Here is a 17,197-nt window from a genome sequence, read left to right on the forward strand (position 1 = left end):
AAATGAACAATCAAGCTATTAAAATCGAACGGGTGTATGATGCGCCTGTACAGAAAGTCTGGACAGCGCTCACCGAAAACGCACAACTGAAACAATGGTATTTTAATTTTGAAGATTTTAAGCCCGAAGTAGGCTTTGAATTTAAATTTTATGGTGGTCCCGACAAAGGCAAACAGTACCTGCACGTATGTGTGATAAAAGAAGTAATTAACGAAAAAAAACTGGCCTATAGCTGGCGATATGATGGGTATCAGGGAGATTCGCTGGTGAGTTTCGAGCTATTTCCCGAAGGTGATAAAACAAAGCTGATATTGACACATGAAGGACTTGAAAACTTTGACCAGTTAAATCCGGATTTTGCCAAAGGAAACTTTGTGGAAGGTTGGACATATATTATCAATACCGGATTGAAAGAGTATCTGGAGAAGTAGAATAAATTATTTTTAGCCTATTCTCCGCATATTCTGCGGAGAATAGGGTGTTTAATCTCCGCATAGAACCTCAAAAGATAAAAACCGCTCATACTTCAGCTAATTTCTTCCTACCTTTATGGCCTCAATTCTGATAGCTGATGATACATATCCATTATTTTACATTTTCACCTTTTGCCGAAAATACTTATGTTTTGTGGGACGAAACCAAAGACGCCGTGATTATAGACCCGGGTTGTTTGGCGCAATATGAAAAGGAAGAACTGGCCGATTTTATTGCCGATAATCAACTGACGGTTAAACACCTGCTGCAAACACATACCCACCTCGATCACGTTTTTGGGAGTGCCTTTGTGAAGCGTAAATTTGGTGTAAAGATGCTCATGCACAAAAACGAGTTACCAATTTTGAGCAATGTGGAAAGCCGTTGCCAGATGTGGGGGGTAAAAGGTTATGAACCTGTAGAGGCCGATGGATTCATAGATGAAGGAGATATTATCAGATTTGGTAATTCTGAATTAGAAATCCTTTTTGTGCCCGGCCATGCGCCCGGTCATATAGCTTTTGTGAACCATGCACAAAAGTTTGTCATTGGCGGAGATGTATTGTTCAGAGGTAGTATCGGTCGCTATGATTTTCCGCTTTGCAGTTATACTGACCTCATGAATAGTATCAAAACCAAATTAATGACTTTAGCCGACGATTATAAAGTATATCCGGGACACAACGACCCAACTACTATCGGAGTAGAACGTCGTACTAATCCTTTTCTGAATCAGTAGATTGAACTTCTTATTTTGAGGTAGTTTTCTTTAGATTTTCACCAATTCTGAACTGAACAATTTTCTTTATCAGGTCGTAAGGAATGGGTTCATTGAGCTGAAACTGAACCGAGCCTTTGCCTGTTTTATAAGGAGCAAGGTCTTCTTTAAATGCTTCTGTTCCGGTTGGCGCAGGATAGAAGCCAATGTGGTTTTTGTAGCCCGCAAAGTGAACGAGATTGCCGTTGAGTACAAAAGTTGGTATGGCATATTTAATAGCTTCTTTGGCTTCTGGGGCCAGTTCATGAACAAGCGCACGGATTTTTTGCAATATTTCCTGAGTTGCCTCAGGGAAATCTATAAGGTATTCGTCGATATTTCTTGCTGTATTGTTTACCATAAAAGTGGGTGATAAGATAGTTTGAAAATCGCAACTAAGCTACTCAAATGTAAGGAATTTTTGGTTAAGGGAAAATTTGTGATTAGAATCAAAAGTAAAGAATTTAAAATAAAGAAGCTGTGATAAAAACCAACTACTTAGAAAACATAAAACTACTGCGCCAGAAAATTCCTGTAGGCGTGAGTGATGCATTACGAGTCCTTGAAATAGCTGAAGGGAATGTAGAGGAAGCGGAGAATTTAATCAAAAAAGAATTCCTTAATATTTTAATTGAGAAAACAGGTGTAAATGCAGATATAGCGCAAAAAGCATTATTTAAAAATAAATTTGATATTGGGGCTGCTCTGATCGAAATTGAAAAACAGATATATAGCAGCACAGAGTTGATTCTTAAACGTTGTGTCAGAGAAAAAGAATATGCTATCAGGTCAATACTTGAAGTAATAGAAAGAAAAATAGAGGCTGATACCCAAGAATATCAATCATTAAAATTATATGGATGGTTTAATTTCGAATTGTTAAAGACCTTAGATGCTATTCTATTTAGTTTTGCAGCTATTGCCGAATGGCTTTCATATGAATACTATGAGGATTTTAATTATGCTATTGGGTGTCATATGGAAGAAGTAACGGAGCAAATTGAAAAGGCACTCCATTTGCCTGAAATTGCCGATTTCATAAGAGTAAGTAACGAAAGGCAAAGCTACTTTTATGAAAAATATAAGAATAAAAAAAACGGTTACTTTAAGGCATATGAGAAGCTTATGGAAGATGCAGCATTTAAACAGGCTAAAAATGGTTACTACAGTAACAAGGAACATTTAATTAACAGCCTGTATGAGTTTGTAAAAACGCATATAAACCATTTTCCATAGATGGTTAGCCGAGAACTTTTATCTCATCATTTTCACAGTCATATTCCAATAACAAGGTTTCCCAATCAATAGAAGTTTCGCATGTAAATGTAAGTTTATTGCCCTGCCATTTTTTGAATTTAATCATATTCATTTGAATAGGGCTCACTAATGTTATGGTTTCGCTGACATTAGTTTGTATTTTGTATAAGTGAGAGTAGTCGTTAACAATAAAATCTTCATTTGGAGTTAAAGTCAGATTCTGATAAAATGGCTGTGCCTCAATAGCAATAATGTCAGCAGTTAATCGGTCTAATTGATATAAGTAATCAGCTGTTAAAACCAGAACGGTATTATGTTTTTTTGAAATAGCTACTTCTTTCGGGAATCCACGAAAATGCCCGACCCATTCACTGTAATCTTCATTAGTAAATTTTATCCATGTCCAATCCTGCGAATTCCAGAGACTTTGATTGTCATAAATTCTTTCAACGAACTGGCCTGAATAAGGTGGACTTATTATTTGGGCTTCTATGATCATGGTTCTTTTTATTAAATACTTGTATCAAATATACTTTATATCTGTTTATATTCAGTAGTGTATCTCCGCATACAATGGTAGATTTAAACGCACTTTTCTATTATATTTGATTAATCAAGCGTACATCTGACTTAAATCATCTATCAATGAAACTCAATCATACTTTCTTATTAAGAATTGCCATTGCTATTATTCTGCTTATGCACAGTATACCGGTCATGTTGAATAATGGTGTAAACGATTTTGGGAATCTGTATTTAAATCAGATAGGATTCTCACCTGTCGGACTCCCTTTGGCATGGGCTATTAAAATTTCTCATGTGCTGGCGGCCATCTGCCTTGTATTTGAAAAATATGTGAAATGGGCCTGTATCATTACCATCATTATCCTGATTGCAGGCATTATTATGATACATGGGAAAGATGGTTGGTTTGTAGTAGGAAATGGCAGAAATGGCGTTGAATTCAGCTTTCTGATGATTATGGTATTATTGACAATAATGTATCCGAGTGGCTTGAAGGGGAAAATGAATAAGTTATGAAAATATCAATACTGATGTCTTTTTTCTCGGATATACTTACTGCAAATATATAGCTCTCAAATAATTTTGCATGAATCAAAACAATTAATACCTTAGACTCTATAAACTTATTAAAAAATTAACGTGACTAAAAAAGTTATTCTACTTCTATTATTACCATTTTGGACATTCGGACAATCATATTACCCTGATAACAGAATCATTGTAGTAGGCGAAGCCTCTATTGATATTCCAGCCGATAATGTTGTCTTTAATATTCAGTTGAAATTTACAGATTCAACAGATATTAAAGTTGCTTACTCCAAACATAAAAATGCAGAGAATTTACTTGTAAACTTTTTGAAAGAGAATGGAGTACCTAATAAAAACATTACTTATACACCTATTTCAGTTGGAAAAGCGATGGTTTATAATACTGGTAAGAGAGACATTGAATTTGGAACTCTTCAAAGTGTATCAGTCAGACTTGAAGATGTAAAAAAGTATGCCGAATTTATGATGAAACTAATTTCGGCTGGTTTTACGGATGTAAATGTATCTTTTACTTCATCAAAAGAAAATGATTTTCAGGATGTACTTATTCAGAAGGCAATAGAGGTTGCTGGGAAAAAGGCAGAGGCTATGGCAAAAGCTTCAAAAAGAGCAATTAAGAAAATTTTGAAAGTCTCCGATACTGGAGAAACGGATTCTACTTTTATATATAGGGATGCTAATAATTTCAATGATATGTCTGATATGGCATCAGAAAATAATATTACAGAAATACCGAGAACTATCAATAAACGCTATAGGGTCAAAGTTGTTTTTGCGCTTAAGTAGTAGTTTTCGAACAATTTTGTCTGAACTCTGATTTACCTGACTGGAGTAATTTTAATGATTTCTTTAGAGTCAGTTATTAATATTAATGCCCGTTTCAGCGAAATCATTAAATCAGCTAAATCAAAGTTCAAGACGAAAATCCTATTCCAATTTCTTCAACTCCTTCAACAAATTATCCACTTGTTCGGGTGTATTTGATGGGAAGTTTGAGATACGGATTTGGGAATCTTTATTAGGACCATAGCCACTACCCAGAATCATATTTTTTTCTTTCAGTGCCTCAATAATTACCTTTGATGGTTTGTTAGTATTGGCTACTATCACCGTTCTTGAGCGATGCTCGGGGTTTGTAACGGCAATACTGCAAAGGCTACTGGTTTCGAGGTATTTATAGATTTTTCTGGCTTTCTCGTCGGTTTCTTTTCTGATGGTATCAATCCCTGTTTTGTTCATATCTTCGGCTACTTTTCCTAAAAGATAAATGCCCATCACATTGGGTGTAGCAGGGGTTTCAAAAGTTTCGTAGTTTTTCCAGAGCGCAGGCAAAGTATGATGTGCGCCTATATGCGTACCATCCTGTTTAGCTAATTTCTTCGATTTATCCAGACATTTTTCATTGGCAATCCATACGCCTAAACCTGCAGGTAAACCAAAGGCTTTTTGTACTGAAAAGAAAGCGGTATCTATCAAATCTAAATCTAATTCAGGAATCGGTGCCGATGATACCATATCAACCGCTACAAATCTTTTCTGGTTACTGCGTTTCAGTTTATGAATATCAGCCTCACGCATTTGTACACCTGTGCTGGTTTCGTTCTGGGTAGTACAAATCAACTCGGCATATTCGGGAACTTCTACTTCGGCATAGCTAAAACCCTCACCAATAGGTTTCTCCTGTTTATGAGCAAATTTGTTCAGACTTCCGGCATATTTATAAAACTTGTCAGAGAAAGAGCCATTTACCAGATGGAAACTTTCGTGCTCCACCATATTCAACAGAATACGTTCCCATACTTCTGATGCTGAGCCTGTAAAGAAAATACCCGAGGTTTCAGGAATATTCATCAAAACCCTTAAATTCTCGACACAATGCTGATAGATTTTTCTGAACTGGCCGCTTCTGTGCGAGATTGAGCCTATTTGCTCATCGACAGCCTGTTTAACAAATTCCTCAAATCTGGGATATAATTCGGCAGGACCGGCAGTAAAATATATATTCTTCATTGCGCCAAGAGTTTCAATAAAACCAAAAGTAAAAAAAGTCAGCGAAAGGCTGATTCAGCCCATCGCAAATGCTTTAAAAAATATAATTCTTTCTTGATTTGTTTTTATTCAGGCAAGAAAGTGAGGTAGCTTAACTGGTGTTCGTCAAACATTTCCTGCGTAATGGTCTGCAGTTCTTCTGCTTCAATTTTACGTATTTCAGAAAAGATATTTTCTAACGATTCCACCCGCCCGAGATCCAATATACTTTTGGCCATCATCAGCATATAGCTTTGGTTGCTTTCTTCGGCCATAGCTAATTGCCCCATCAATTGTTCTTTGGCTGTATGCAGTTGCAATTTGCCTAAGGGCTTCTCTTTCAGCAATTGCATTTCTTTCACAATAAGACTATTCGCTTTGTCAAGATTAGCCTTATCGGTAGCAAAATAAATCCCTATAAAACCTGTATCAACAAAGGGTGAGTAATTGGCATCAATGCTATATACCAATCCGTATTTCTCACGCAGGGTCATATTCAGACGTGAGTTCATACCCGGCCCACCAAAAAGATTAACCAGCATAAAAAACGGCAGGCGGCGTTCGTCTGTCAAAGAATAAGAGGGGCGACCAATGGCACAATGCGCTTGTGTAATGCTTTTGGTAATACTGACCCTTTGCGGCAGATAACTCTGCGGCGGCGTACGTTTCAGATGGGTTTTGCGCTGAGGTATGTCTTTCAGGTATTTCTCCGCAATATGAACAGCTTTTTTAAATGAGATATTACCGACAATGGCAAAAACAATCTTGTCGGTATCCATATTTTCATTGATAAATTGCTGTAAGCTTTTACGGGTAAAAGACTTTACGCTATCCTGCGTACCTAATATATTAGCCCCCAATTGGTGATTAGCGAATACAATACTGTCGAAGTCGTCTTGGATGGCATCTTCGGGAGAATCCTGATACATCGACATTTCTTCTAAAATCACCCCTCTTTCTTTTTCAATCTGATTTTCAGGAAAAATAGAATGAAAAGTAATATCAGCCAGTAATTCTACAGATTTTTCGAAATGATTGTCTAAAACTGAGGCGTAAAAACAGATTTTTTCTTTGGTAGTATAGGCATTTAATTCGCCTCCTACTGATTCTAATCGATTAATTATATGATAAGATTTACGCTTTTTTGTACCTTTGAATGCCATGTGCTCCCAGAAGTGAGCTAAACCCACCTGATTGGGTTTTTCATCACGGCTACCCATGTCGAGCATTAGTCCGCAGTGTACTATCTGAGTATAAGGTACCTGACGGTGTGCAATGCGAATACCATTGGGTAATGTATAAATTTGATATTCCATAGAGCCCCTGAAGGGAAAAAATATTGAGTGTAAATGGGGTAACCCCAATGATTATTTACAAAATTAATGAAAAGATAGTTCAATGCGAATAGGTTTTGATGCAAAGCGGGCTTTTAATAATTATACAGGGTTGGGTAATTATAGCAGATTCATGATTGAGGCTCTGTTAGAACACGCCCCACAACATCAATACGTTGCCTATACGCCCAAAATGAAAGGTAACTGGCATAACTCATTGAGCGACTTCCCGAGTCAATTACAAATAAAGCTCCCAGAAAGCTATGCTCAACTACCTGCCTCGTGGTGGAGAAGCTGGTTTATCAAAAATGATTTGCAGCAGGATAAAATTGACCTTTTTCATGGACTAAGCAATGAGATACCTTATGGATTGAAAAAAGAAGGTATAAAATCGGTGGTGAGTATCCATGATTTGATATTTCTGCGTTATCCCGAGCAATATCCTGCCATTGACAGATTTTTTTACCGGAGAAAATTTAAACACGCCTGCAACAATGCCGACGCCATAGTAGCCGTAAGCGAACAAACCAAGCGGGATATTATCGATTTTTATCAGATACCTGCCGATAGGATTGAAGTAATTTATCAGGGTTGCCAGCCTACTTTCTGCCAGAGAATACCGGATAAAACAATCATTCAGCAAGTATTGCAAAAATACAATATCCAAAAGCATTACCTTTTATGTGTGGCCTCTTTTACAGAAAGAAAAAACCAATTACGGTTAATTCAGGCATATCAGCAATTGCCCACCAAAGAATACGATCTGGTATTAGTAGGGGGGCAGTCTCATTACTTAAATGAACTCAAGCAATATGTACAGCAATCGGGCATCCAGGCACGTGTGCATTTTCTGACTGGCGTACCAGCCGCAGATTTGCCTGCTTTGTATCAAGGCTGTTCTTTGTTTGCTTACCCATCTATATTTGAGGGTTTTGGTATACCTATCATAGAAGCACTGCACAGTGGGGTGCCGGTAGTAGCCGCCACAGGCTCATGTCTGGAAGAAGCAGGGGGTGATGGTGCTTTATATGCCAATCCTTTAGATGTAAATGATTTGGCCGAAAAAATACATCATGTATTGAGCAGTGAAGCCTTGCAGAACAGACTAATTAATAAAGGCACAGAACATGTAAAGCAATTTGCCGCCAAACCTATTGCCGAGCAGTTAGTGAAGCTATATGAGCGTTTGTGATTATTTCTTCAAGGCAATGTGTAAGCCTAAGCCTACCAATACTGCTCCTGAAATTTTATTCTGCCATTGCCAGAATTGCTGAAACTTGTTTAAACGGGCTACTATTTTGCTGAATAAAAGCGCAATCAATATATTTATTACTGTACCCGAAACATTGAACCAAAGCCCTAAAACTAATATCTGTGTAGTAATATTATCAGCCTGATTATCGACAAATTGAGGTAAAAATGCTAAAAAGAAAAGAGATACCTTTGGGTTCAATACATTGGTAATAGCCCCTTGACGCAAGGTTTTAAGCGATGAGTCTTTTTTTGCCTGATTCTGATTGACCAACATAGTTGAAGGCTTCTCTAAAAAACTTTTGATACCTATGTAAATCAGATAGGCTGCTCCGGCATAGCGAATCAGATTGAATAAAAATTCTGACTGGCGGATAATAAGTGATAAACCTACTAATGAGGCAAAAATATGTACAAAACAACCTACACCAATACCTAAAGCCGCAAAGATACCTGCTTTGGTGCCATAGCTCAGGCTTCGGGTAATAACAAAAAGCATATCATTGCCGGGAGTAATATTCAGCATCAGTGCCGCTAATGCAAATAGAAGAAAGTGCTGTAAATCGGGCATAGTGGTTATAAGTTCAGGTTATTTAAACAAAATAGGGACAAAATATCTTTTGCCCCTATCCTTACCAAACTAAGTAACAAAATATTTAAAATTCTTCATCAAGCGAGAATGACATTTGTTCTTTGCCCGACATCACACCTGCTTTCTGGTATTCGCCTACACGTTTTTCGAAGAAATTGGTTTTGCCTTGTAGCGAAATCATATCCATAAAATCGAAAGGATTGGCAGCGTTATACACTTTCTCTAATCCTAAGGATTCTAACAGGTGGTCGGCTACGAATTCGATATACTGGCACATCAATTCGGCGTTCATACCAATCAACGAAACTGGTAAAGCGTCGGTTACAAATTCTTTCTCAATACTAACCGCATCTTTCACCAGGTCATATACTTTTGCTGCTTCGTATTTATTCTTGATGTATTGCGTATATAGTAAACAGGCAAAGTCACGGTGTAAGCCTTCATCACGAGAAATCAACTCGTTAGAGAAGGTAAGACCTGGCATTAAACCACGTTTTTTCAACCAGAATATCGAACAGAATGAACCCGAGAAGAAGATGCCTTCTACTACGGCAAAAGCTAAAAGACGGTCAATAAAGTTACCGTTATCAATCCAGCGCAAAGCCCAGTCTGCTTTTTTCTTTACACACGGAATGTGGTCAATAGCATTGAGCATTTTATCACGCTCTACAGGGTCTTTAATATAAGTATCGATGAGCAGCGAATAGGTTTCTGAGTGAATGTTTTCCATCATAATCTGGAAACCATAGAAACATTTAGCTTCGGCAAATTGCACACGTGAAATAAAATTGACTGCGAGGTTTTCGTTGACGATACCATCAGAAGCAGCAAAGAAAGCCAATACATGAGAGATAAAATGACGTTCTCCGTCAGTTAGTCCTTCCCAGTCTTTCAAATCCGGCGATAGATCAATTTCTTCAGCCGTCCAGAAAGACGCTTCATGTTTTTTATAAAATTGCCAGATATCGTTGTGTTTGATAGGAAAAAGGACAAATCGGGTTTTATCCTCAATAAGCAAGGGTTCTTCTGCTAATAATTGCTCGTCAGTCATACTTTATATATTTTTAGGTTTAGCCAATCGTTTTCATGACAACTATGAAGTTGTTTAGGGTTTTCGTTTCTTTTTAAAAATAGGGGTGTTTTGAGCGAGCCAAATCAAATGATAAAAGCATAGCAGAGCTATGATTGAAATCATTTGATGCAGGCATAGCCAAAACAACACATTTTTAAATGAAAGGAATAATCCTAAATAACTTCAATATCAAACTTACTTATTTTAACACCAGATTCCAACAATTGGTTTTAGAAATTTTCTAAATAGTGGCTAAATTACTGATAATCAACTTGAATAAAGGCAAAGAAATTTTCCACACTAAAACCTTGTTTGATTGATAATATTTGGCGTAAATTTCACACAGATTCCAGGCACAACTTTGTAAGTATTTCTTAACCACAAATCATTATCCTGATGTTTAAAAAAACAGTTGTTGCCCTGACGGCAATTACCTTTCTATTGTTCGGACTTTTATTTTTACAGCCTTTCGAGCATATCCGCAATTATCTTTCGTGGGGTAAACATTCTATTTTCGATTTCAGAACACACCCGACTCGTCTTATAGAAAACGGGAATGTTCCACAGCCCTGGGGTTTAGATTCAGCCTATAATAAAAAACAAATTCCTGAGGCACTATTAGCAGAAATTGATTCTAATAATACGCATGCTTTTCTGGTAATACAGAATGGTAAATTGCTTTATGAACGCTACTGGGATGGTTATACCAAAGATAGTATCAGCGGTTCGTTTTCGGCAGCCAAGAGTATCATCTCTATGCTGATTGGCATTGGGGTTAGTGAAGGTAGAATTAAATCTTTAGATGAACCTGTGGGCAACTACGTTCCGCATTTTTAAAGAGGGTAATTTAACCAAAGTACGTATCAAAGATTTATTAACCATGAGTTCAGGCAGTAGCTACAAAGAATCTGACCAGAGTTACCAGAGCCTTTCGGCCAAACTCTATTATGCCGACAATGCTGAATATGTAGTGAACCTGATGGAAGCCAAAGAAGCACCGGGTGTTGACTGGGAGTATAGAAGTGGCGACACGCAAGTATTGGGTTTAATCTTAGAAAAGGCTTTTGGTAAAAGTATTTCTGCCCTGACTTCAGCCTATTTTATGCAACCAATGGGTGCAGAACATGATGCTTTGTGGCTGCTCGACGGTGAAAAAAAACATGAGAAGGCTTTTTGTTGTTTTAATGGAGTAGCTCATGATTACGCACGTTTTGGGGAACTGATGCTCACTAATGGAAAGTGGAAAGACAAACAAATTGTGCCGGAAGATTATATGAAAGCCGCTTTGATGCCTGCAAGCTATCTGAAAGACCCGACAGAGGGAGGAAAGCCTGTAGATTATTACGGGTATCAGTTCTGGATTGTGAATCATAAGGGTATGGCTATCCCGTCAATGAATGGGCTGTTCGGGCAATATGTTTTTGCCATCAAAGAAAAGAATGCCATTATTGTTCGTTTAGGCGAAACTAAGGTAGTAAAACCCATTCACCATTTTCAACCGGAAAACTATACGTATATTGATGCGGCGCTTGCTATATTAAAATGAAAGTTTATTGCTCTTTATCATCAAAATTACTAACAAATGAAACGGTACACCATCTCTATGAAGGTATGTTCTCTTATATAAGCAGACTTAAGTCTGCGTTACTTTATTAAAATAATCCTTTGTTATTTTAGCCACCGAATTAATTCGGTGAGCAACTTTGACAACATTTACATAGTTTTTCTGAAAAATTTATTACTTTTTCTAAACAATTGCTTCTAATTTTAGTAATAACAGCGTAGAACTGTACGCTTTATAAAATACGATAACCTATGAGATCATCAGGATTTAAATTAAGACTTATTATTGGCGTAATCATGGCAATTGTAGCTGCGATTAGTTATTATGGCAAAAATCAGGTAAACCCCCTTACAGGCGAAGAACAACACATTGCCTTAACACCCGAGCAGGAGGTAGCAATGGGTGTACAAAGTGCCCCGCAAATGGCACAAGAGTATGGAGGCGTATATCAGGACAACGAAGTACAACAGCAGGTAAAAGCAGTAGGTTATAAAATTGTGAATCAGTTGGAGACCGAAGCCAAATCGAAAGGGGTGCAGATTCCTTACCAGTTTGATTTTCATGTGTTGGCTGATAACCAGACGGTAAATGCCTTCGCTTTGCCGGGAGGTCAGATTTTTATTACTGTAGCTTTGTTGCAACGTCTTAAAAGTGAAGCTCAACTGGCAGGTATATTAGGCCATGAAGTAGGGCATGTCATCCACAGACACTCGGCAGAACAAATGGCTAAGTCAGATTTCTATCAGGGGCTTGTGGGAGCAGTAGCTACTGCTACTACAGACCCTTATTCGGGTATGGGTGCAGGACAGATTGCCCAGTATGTAGCCCAGATTCAGCAAATGAAATTCGGACGTGATGATGAATTGCAATCTGATGAATTTGGTGTAAAATACATGATTGAGGCAGGCTATAACCCAAACGCCATGATTGAGGTAATGAAGATTTTAGAAGAAGCAAGCGGGGGCGCAAGGCAGGAAGAATTTATGAGTACCCACCCGAGCCCTGAAAACCGTATCAGCCAGATAAAAGAGCATATTGCCAAATATGGCGGTGGAAAATATGAGTAGTTATGGCATAGGTCAATAAAGGAAAGGGGCAGTTTTGGAAAAGACTGCCTTTTTTTGTATCCGTTTGCTTACAAAAAACTGTATCTTTGTATATAATATAGGATTAGGAAAGAAATATTTCCGGGAGTTTTACGTATTAATCCTGAAATCCTGTTTCACAACATGAACGTGCTTGACTTAATTTTTATCGTTATCCTTTTATACGGGGCTTATCGTGGCTATGTAAAAGGGCTGTTTATTGAAATCATCGGTGTAATAGCCTTTATTGTGGCTATTGTAGTCGGATTTAAGTTTTTGGGGTATGGTATGAATTTACTTGCACCTACTATCGGCGAAAGTCTGGCGAATCGTTTTCTTCCTTATCTGAGTTTTTCTATCATCTTTTTTCCTACTATTTTTTTAATTAATAAATTAGGCTGGATGCTCCGCAGGGCTTTAAGATTTACTATTTTGGGTACCATTGATGGTTTTGCAGGGGCTATGGTGGGTGTCTTTACGTGGGTTTTTGGTATCAGTACATTTTTATGGCTGATGAGTGCCATTGATATAGTATTACCTAAAAATCTTACCAAAGATTCTATTACCTATCCTGCCGTAACCAAAGTAGCACCTACGGTTATTTCTAAGGTTTCAGACTGGATACCTGCCGGGGGAAATCTCATCAGACAATTAACAGAACAAAGCAAATAGTTTTATGGGTACTTATAAGCGGATTAAAACTTTTTTGATGCGGGGCAATATTCTGGATCTTGCCACAGGGGTAGTAATTGGTACTGCTTTTCAGAAAATTATTTCGGCTTTGATAGATAAAGTCTTTATGCCTTTTATTGGGGTGCTGATAGGAGGAATAGACTTAAAACACAGATATACAGAAGTATTGTCGGTAAAAATTGGCTGGGGAGAAGCCCTGCAAGCTACTTTAGACTTCGTGATAGTAGGCACAATTCTTTATTTTTTTCTGAAAGCATTGGGGCAAAGTACCGAAGCCAAACCTCAGGTTGACGATTTATTAGTTGAGATACGAGACGAATTAAGAAAACTCAACGCCAACGCTACCAAAAAATAGATTGCTATTACACTTTGCTACCTATTCGTCAATACCAATTATTGACGTATTCCCTCCATTTACAAAACCGGAACCTCCATTATCAAATTCCGTCTTTCCAGGGGCTGATTTTCACTGCAACTTTGTAGTATCAATCAAACAAATATGTATCAAACGCCATGAAAACTTTAGTCTTTATTCTATTCACTCTTATGCTCACAGAAACCACATTTGCACAAACCGGTGCATGGAAAATTGAAGAGGGCAAATTGCCTAATGGAAAACCGTATACCGGTAATCTGAATATTAAAGCTGTAGGAAAAGCCTATGATGTAGATTGGGTTACCTCTGCAGGTAGCTACGGAGGCATTGGCCTTTTAGCTGACGGGAAATTATTTGTTGGCTATGGTGTTGGTGGAGGCGACTACGGAATTGTAGTCTATAAAGCTAACCCTGCTGAAAAAACTTTTGACGGCATATGGACAGCCGGAAAGATGAATGGTGCTACCGGATTAGAGGTACTAAGCAAAAACAGCGAGGGAAATTTTGATGTAGTTGGTAAAAACCCTGATGGTTCGGCTTATAAAGGAAAGTTGATGTTGCAGAAAACAGGCGACACTTATCAGGCACAATGGAATGTAGGCGGTGCTACGTATAATGGTGTAGGCTTCTTGTCTGGCGATTACCTGATTATTGGTTATGGCTTCGGACAAGCCTTCGGAACAGTAGAGTATCTCATTATCGGAGGCAAGGCACGTGGCCGCTGGGCTATGGGTGGGGGTGCCAGTATGGGTACTGAAAACATTACCAGATAAGAAATTTAAACATTTATTATAATTAATTCGTTAATTTACGAAATCATCTATTGTTCAAAGAAACTAATCTTAAATTTCAAAAATATTATCTTAGAAATGGAAAACTCTCAGAATATTTCTGCCAATGCTCATGACGTTCATTTCAACCGGGTTACCGAAATGGTTCATTGCTATGCCGAATCAGTTGGGCTTACCCGTGAGCAGGTATATAATCCTGAAAAAAATAACTGGCAATGGAAAAACGGTTCTGCCAATATAGAAGTATGGATTCAGAAGTTGAATTTTGCCAACGGTTCACGCCGTGATTTCTTACGTGTATTCTGCCCTATAATGGATATACCTCTGGCTAATCCGATGGCATTCTACCGCCGTTTGCTCGAACTGAACGATATTAAATTAGGTATTAAATTCACATTGGTTCCTAACTCTCCTAAAGTATGGGCAAGTTTTGAAAGAGACATCAAAGGCATTGATTACAACGAATTATCAACTTTTATTTCTGACTTTGAGTACTGGGCTGATAAATTAGATGATGAATTAAAAGCAGAATTTCCGGTTTTAAACTAACAGCTTGTTTATTTATATTGCCAAAAGCCATCAGGTTCATTTCTGATGGCTTTTTTGTTTGGCAAACCTCCAAATCTTAAACCTGATGTTATTACCTTCTGGTAGCACGGCGTCCGCCTCCACCAAGCCCAAAAATGCCTATGATAAAGCCTAACCAATAGAAAAAACCTGTATTATTTTCAGCATATAAACCGTATTCAGAAGTAAATAATTTACTAATCAGCGCAAATGGGAAAACAAGGCCATGAATAACTCCATAAAAGAAACCATGCTGATGCGCAGTGAATCCTGTTGGTGCACAAGATGAAAAGATGGTTACTACTAAAATGACTACTAACGGCAGTATGATTTTTGATTTTTTCATTGTATTAAAGGGTTATGGTGAAACTTTCTTTAATCTGCTACTAAACGTATAACTATGAAACAGGGGGGTATGGTTATTTAAATTCAATATTTTTTTGAAGAAGTAAGGCACGGATAATCAGATGTTTGGCTAAATTTTAATCAGTGAAGGAGTTGTAAGTCGGTGGGCTGGCCGTTATTAGAATAGCTGAGGCAATAAGAAATAGTTTTGCATCATGCCCAACAAGAAAAAAGCCCTCACAGAGGGCTTTTTTTCTGGAAAAACTATGATGAAACAATTCTACTTAATACTTTTTAAAATATTTTCAAATATAATGTTTTCTTCTTGAAATTATTGCGCAATCCATAATTTTGTTGAGTTCAGATTCGTTCCGCCCGATGCTGCTTTAAAGTTGTCAGCATTGTAAGTGATTTCATCGTCAGGATACACAAAACGACTGTAGGTACCAAAGTTGCCTGTGTAATATTGCGTATTTGAAGTCGACATCGGTGTTTTGTTACCCGTTCTTCTTTTCAATGTCCAGGCATCGAATGGTTGTCTGAACTGGTCAATCCATAATTGCGCATAAATCTGGTTCAATGCGGTAGCCGGGTCAGCTGAATAAGCTACTTTAGGGTTAGTTATTAAGGTATTTACCTCAGCATCAGTGGCTGTAGCAGATGTTGGTTTTGCTACTACCCACACCGGTGAGTTGAAAGCGATACTTTTCCACATATTCAATGATGCTTTAATACCTGCTTCATACTCGGCTTTAGCCATGGCAGCATTAGCAGCCACACCCATACCTCTGTTATATACTTCAGCTTTAATGAAACGTACTTGTGCTGCCGTTAAGATTGGCTCAGGAATTGTAGTTAAATCCTGGGCAAAATAGAGGTTTACCGGTGAGTAAAGGTTGCTGGCACCTTTATCAGTCCAGGCTGTATAACGTTTTTTATCATAAGGTAAACCACCTTCCGTTGGCGTTACGCCTGAAATAGGGTTTTGCGGATAAGCCGACCATTCACCTGCATTGTTTGGCTCATAGAAAATTCTGGCACGCAAATCAAAAATTCCACTACCATCTTTGTTGTCATTGGCCGACATCAGGTTCCACATAGTAGAGCCCATTCTTAAATAAGAATTAGCTGAAAATGACCACTCACGCCATTGTAAAGAAAGACCTAATTGCGCAGGCCAGATACCTACGTTGTCCGTATCAGCCAACAATGGTTTTGTTAAAGCCTCTGTGATATGCGTGGTAGCCAATGTTCTATCTTTATCGTAGATAGTGGCTGCAATGTATAGACGAAGGCTGTTGGCAAATTTAGTCCACATCGCCACATCACCTTTGAAAAGCGTTTCGTAGTTGCCTAATGAAACCTGTGAGGCATCAGCTTTCAGGTTATCAACTGCCCATTTCAGATTAGTTAAAATGTCGGTATATATTTCCTGTTGTGTATTGTATTTGGCTTTATATACTCCTGTGCCTTTGCTGGCTGCCAATGCTGCATAACCGGCCTCTTTATAAGGCATGGCACCAAAGTAATTGGTAGCTTTAAAACTCTTATAAGCCATAATGGTTTTCAACATGGCCGATATATTATTCATTGAAGCCGGGTTTTCACTTTTTTCAATGCGGTCTTCAATGATGCGTACGTTAGCCAGTGTATAGTAGTAGTTTTCCCACACGGCACCTTTGGCGTTATCGTAAGGGTATGAACCCGACGTGATAGCTGCCTGCTGTGTAATAGGGTAAATCCAGGCATTCATTACTGATTGCTCTCCGGCTGTTAATGGCAATGAGCTTACCACCGCATTAAACATCTCAGGAGTAGAAGCACTACTGGGTTTGTCCCAGGGTGCATTGATTTCTTCAAAATCTTTCTTACATGATACCGAAGTAACAAGCAAGGCAACGATAGCTATTTTTGATAAATTTTTCATGATTCTGTGT

General features: G+C 38.1%; 21 protein-coding genes. 13 read left to right on the forward strand and 8 right to left on the reverse strand.

The features are described from left to right. The first annotated feature begins 2 nt into the window (after positions 1–2). Positions 3–431, forward strand: a complete 429-nt coding sequence (locus EWM59_RS01425) for an SRPBCC family protein (protein WP_130019160.1) — start codon at positions 3–5, stop codon at positions 429–431. Positions 432–571: 140 nt separating this feature from the next. After that, positions 572–1,213, forward strand: coding sequence for an MBL fold metallo-hydrolase (locus EWM59_RS01430; protein WP_130019161.1), 642 nt, complete (start codon positions 572–574; stop codon positions 1,211–1,213). A 10-nt stretch (positions 1,214–1,223) separates the two neighbouring features. Here the strand turns inward: EWM59_RS01430 and EWM59_RS01435 are convergent, their stop codons facing one another. After that, on the reverse strand, positions 1,224–1,592 hold the full coding sequence (locus EWM59_RS01435) for an iron chaperone (RefSeq protein WP_130019162.1): 369 nt from the start codon (positions 1,590–1,592) through the stop codon (positions 1,224–1,226). A gap of 119 nt (positions 1,593–1,711) precedes the next feature. Here EWM59_RS01435 and EWM59_RS01440 point away from each other — a divergent pair, with 119 nt between their 5' ends. Further along, the gene (locus EWM59_RS01440) at positions 1,712–2,467 is read left to right on the forward strand and encodes a hypothetical protein (RefSeq protein ID WP_130019163.1); all 756 of its coding nucleotides are present in this window, start codon (positions 1,712–1,714) and stop codon (positions 2,465–2,467) included. A gap of 4 nt (positions 2,468–2,471) precedes the next feature. On the opposite strand, the gene EWM59_RS01445 is transcribed toward EWM59_RS01440, so the two are convergent. Further along, on the reverse strand, positions 2,472–2,987 hold the full coding sequence (locus tag EWM59_RS01445) for a hypothetical protein (RefSeq protein ID WP_130019164.1): 516 nt from the start codon (positions 2,985–2,987) through the stop codon (positions 2,472–2,474). 146 nt (positions 2,988–3,133) lie between these two features. Here EWM59_RS01445 and EWM59_RS01450 point away from each other — a divergent pair, with 146 nt between their 5' ends. Next, positions 3,134–3,529 carry a DoxX family protein gene (locus EWM59_RS01450; RefSeq protein WP_130019165.1) on the forward strand — a complete coding sequence of 132 codons (396 nt, stop codon included), beginning with the start codon at positions 3,134–3,136 and terminating at the stop codon, positions 3,527–3,529. A 123-nt stretch (positions 3,530–3,652) separates the two neighbouring features. Continuing rightward, positions 3,653–4,348 (forward strand): SIMPL domain-containing protein, encoded by a 696-nt coding sequence (locus tag EWM59_RS01455; protein ID WP_165372080.1) that lies wholly within the window; start codon positions 3,653–3,655, stop codon positions 4,346–4,348. Between the two features lie 141 nt (positions 4,349–4,489). On the opposite strand, the gene EWM59_RS01460 is transcribed toward EWM59_RS01455, so the two are convergent. Both EWM59_RS01460 and EWM59_RS01465 read right to left on the reverse strand, forming a co-directional pair. Next, a complete protein-coding gene (locus EWM59_RS01460; RefSeq protein ID WP_130019167.1) occupies positions 4,490–5,572 on the reverse strand; it encodes an aminotransferase class V-fold PLP-dependent enzyme in 1,083 nt (360 codons plus the stop codon). Positions 5,573–5,676: 104 nt separating this feature from the next. Then, entirely contained in the window at positions 5,677–6,906 is a 1,230-nt protein-coding gene (locus EWM59_RS01465) for a M16 family metallopeptidase (protein ID WP_130019168.1), read from the reverse strand. An 82-nt stretch (positions 6,907–6,988) separates the two neighbouring features. Here EWM59_RS01465 and EWM59_RS01470 point away from each other — a divergent pair, with 82 nt between their 5' ends. Further along, complete coding sequence (locus EWM59_RS01470) at positions 6,989–8,116, forward strand: glycosyltransferase family 4 protein (RefSeq protein ID WP_130019169.1); 1,128 nt, start codon at positions 6,989–6,991, stop codon at positions 8,114–8,116. On the opposite strand, the gene EWM59_RS01475 is transcribed toward EWM59_RS01470, so the two are convergent. Next, positions 8,117–8,746, reverse strand: a complete 630-nt coding sequence (locus tag EWM59_RS01475; RefSeq protein ID WP_130019170.1) for a LysE family translocator — start codon at positions 8,744–8,746, stop codon at positions 8,117–8,119. A gap of 85 nt (positions 8,747–8,831) precedes the next feature. After that, on the reverse strand, positions 8,832–9,818 hold the full coding sequence (locus tag EWM59_RS01480) for a ribonucleotide-diphosphate reductase subunit beta (RefSeq protein ID WP_130019171.1): 987 nt from the start codon (positions 9,816–9,818) through the stop codon (positions 8,832–8,834). A 417-nt stretch (positions 9,819–10,235) separates the two neighbouring features. Between EWM59_RS01480 and EWM59_RS28530 the strand changes: the two genes are divergently transcribed. The 7 genes from EWM59_RS28530 to EWM59_RS01515 all read left to right on the forward strand — a co-directional run bounded on the left by EWM59_RS28530 (position 10,236) and on the right by EWM59_RS01515 (position 14,897). Continuing rightward, the gene (locus tag EWM59_RS28530) at positions 10,236–10,676 is read left to right on the forward strand and encodes a serine hydrolase (RefSeq protein ID WP_130019172.1); all 441 of its coding nucleotides are present in this window, start codon (positions 10,236–10,238) and stop codon (positions 10,674–10,676) included. Next, positions 10,642–11,385, forward strand: a complete 744-nt coding sequence (locus EWM59_RS28535; protein ID WP_130019173.1) for a serine hydrolase domain-containing protein — start codon at positions 10,642–10,644, stop codon at positions 11,383–11,385. Before EWM59_RS28530 ends, EWM59_RS28535 begins: the two co-directional genes overlap by 35 nt. Before the next feature lie 269 nt (positions 11,386–11,654). Continuing rightward, entirely contained in the window at positions 11,655–12,470 is an 816-nt protein-coding gene (locus EWM59_RS01495) for a M48 family metalloprotease (protein WP_130019174.1), read from the forward strand. Between the two features lie 162 nt (positions 12,471–12,632). After that, the gene (locus EWM59_RS01500; protein WP_130019175.1) at positions 12,633–13,160 is read left to right on the forward strand and encodes a CvpA family protein; all 528 of its coding nucleotides are present in this window, start codon (positions 12,633–12,635) and stop codon (positions 13,158–13,160) included. Positions 13,161–13,164: 4 nt separating this feature from the next. Continuing rightward, entirely contained in the window at positions 13,165–13,536 is a 372-nt protein-coding gene (gene mscL, locus EWM59_RS01505; protein WP_130019176.1) for a large conductance mechanosensitive channel protein MscL, read from the forward strand. A gap of 158 nt (positions 13,537–13,694) precedes the next feature. Beyond that, positions 13,695–14,330 (forward strand): hypothetical protein, encoded by a 636-nt coding sequence (locus EWM59_RS01510; protein ID WP_130019177.1) that lies wholly within the window; start codon positions 13,695–13,697, stop codon positions 14,328–14,330. Between the two features lie 96 nt (positions 14,331–14,426). Then, positions 14,427–14,897, forward strand: coding sequence for a YbjN domain-containing protein (locus EWM59_RS01515; RefSeq protein WP_130019178.1), 471 nt, complete (start codon positions 14,427–14,429; stop codon positions 14,895–14,897). A 91-nt stretch (positions 14,898–14,988) separates the two neighbouring features. On the opposite strand, the gene EWM59_RS01520 is transcribed toward EWM59_RS01515, so the two are convergent. Next, entirely contained in the window at positions 14,989–15,261 is a 273-nt protein-coding gene (locus EWM59_RS01520) for a hypothetical protein (protein WP_130019179.1), read from the reverse strand. Between the two features lie 330 nt (positions 15,262–15,591). After that, positions 15,592–17,187, reverse strand: coding sequence for a SusD/RagB family nutrient-binding outer membrane lipoprotein (locus tag EWM59_RS01525; protein ID WP_130019180.1), 1,596 nt, complete (start codon positions 17,185–17,187; stop codon positions 15,592–15,594). Positions 17,188–17,197: the final 10 nt, after the last annotated feature.

Source organism: Emticicia agri, from assembly GCF_004168285.1.
Lineage (GTDB): Bacteria > Bacteroidota > Bacteroidia > Cytophagales > Spirosomataceae > Emticicia > Emticicia agri.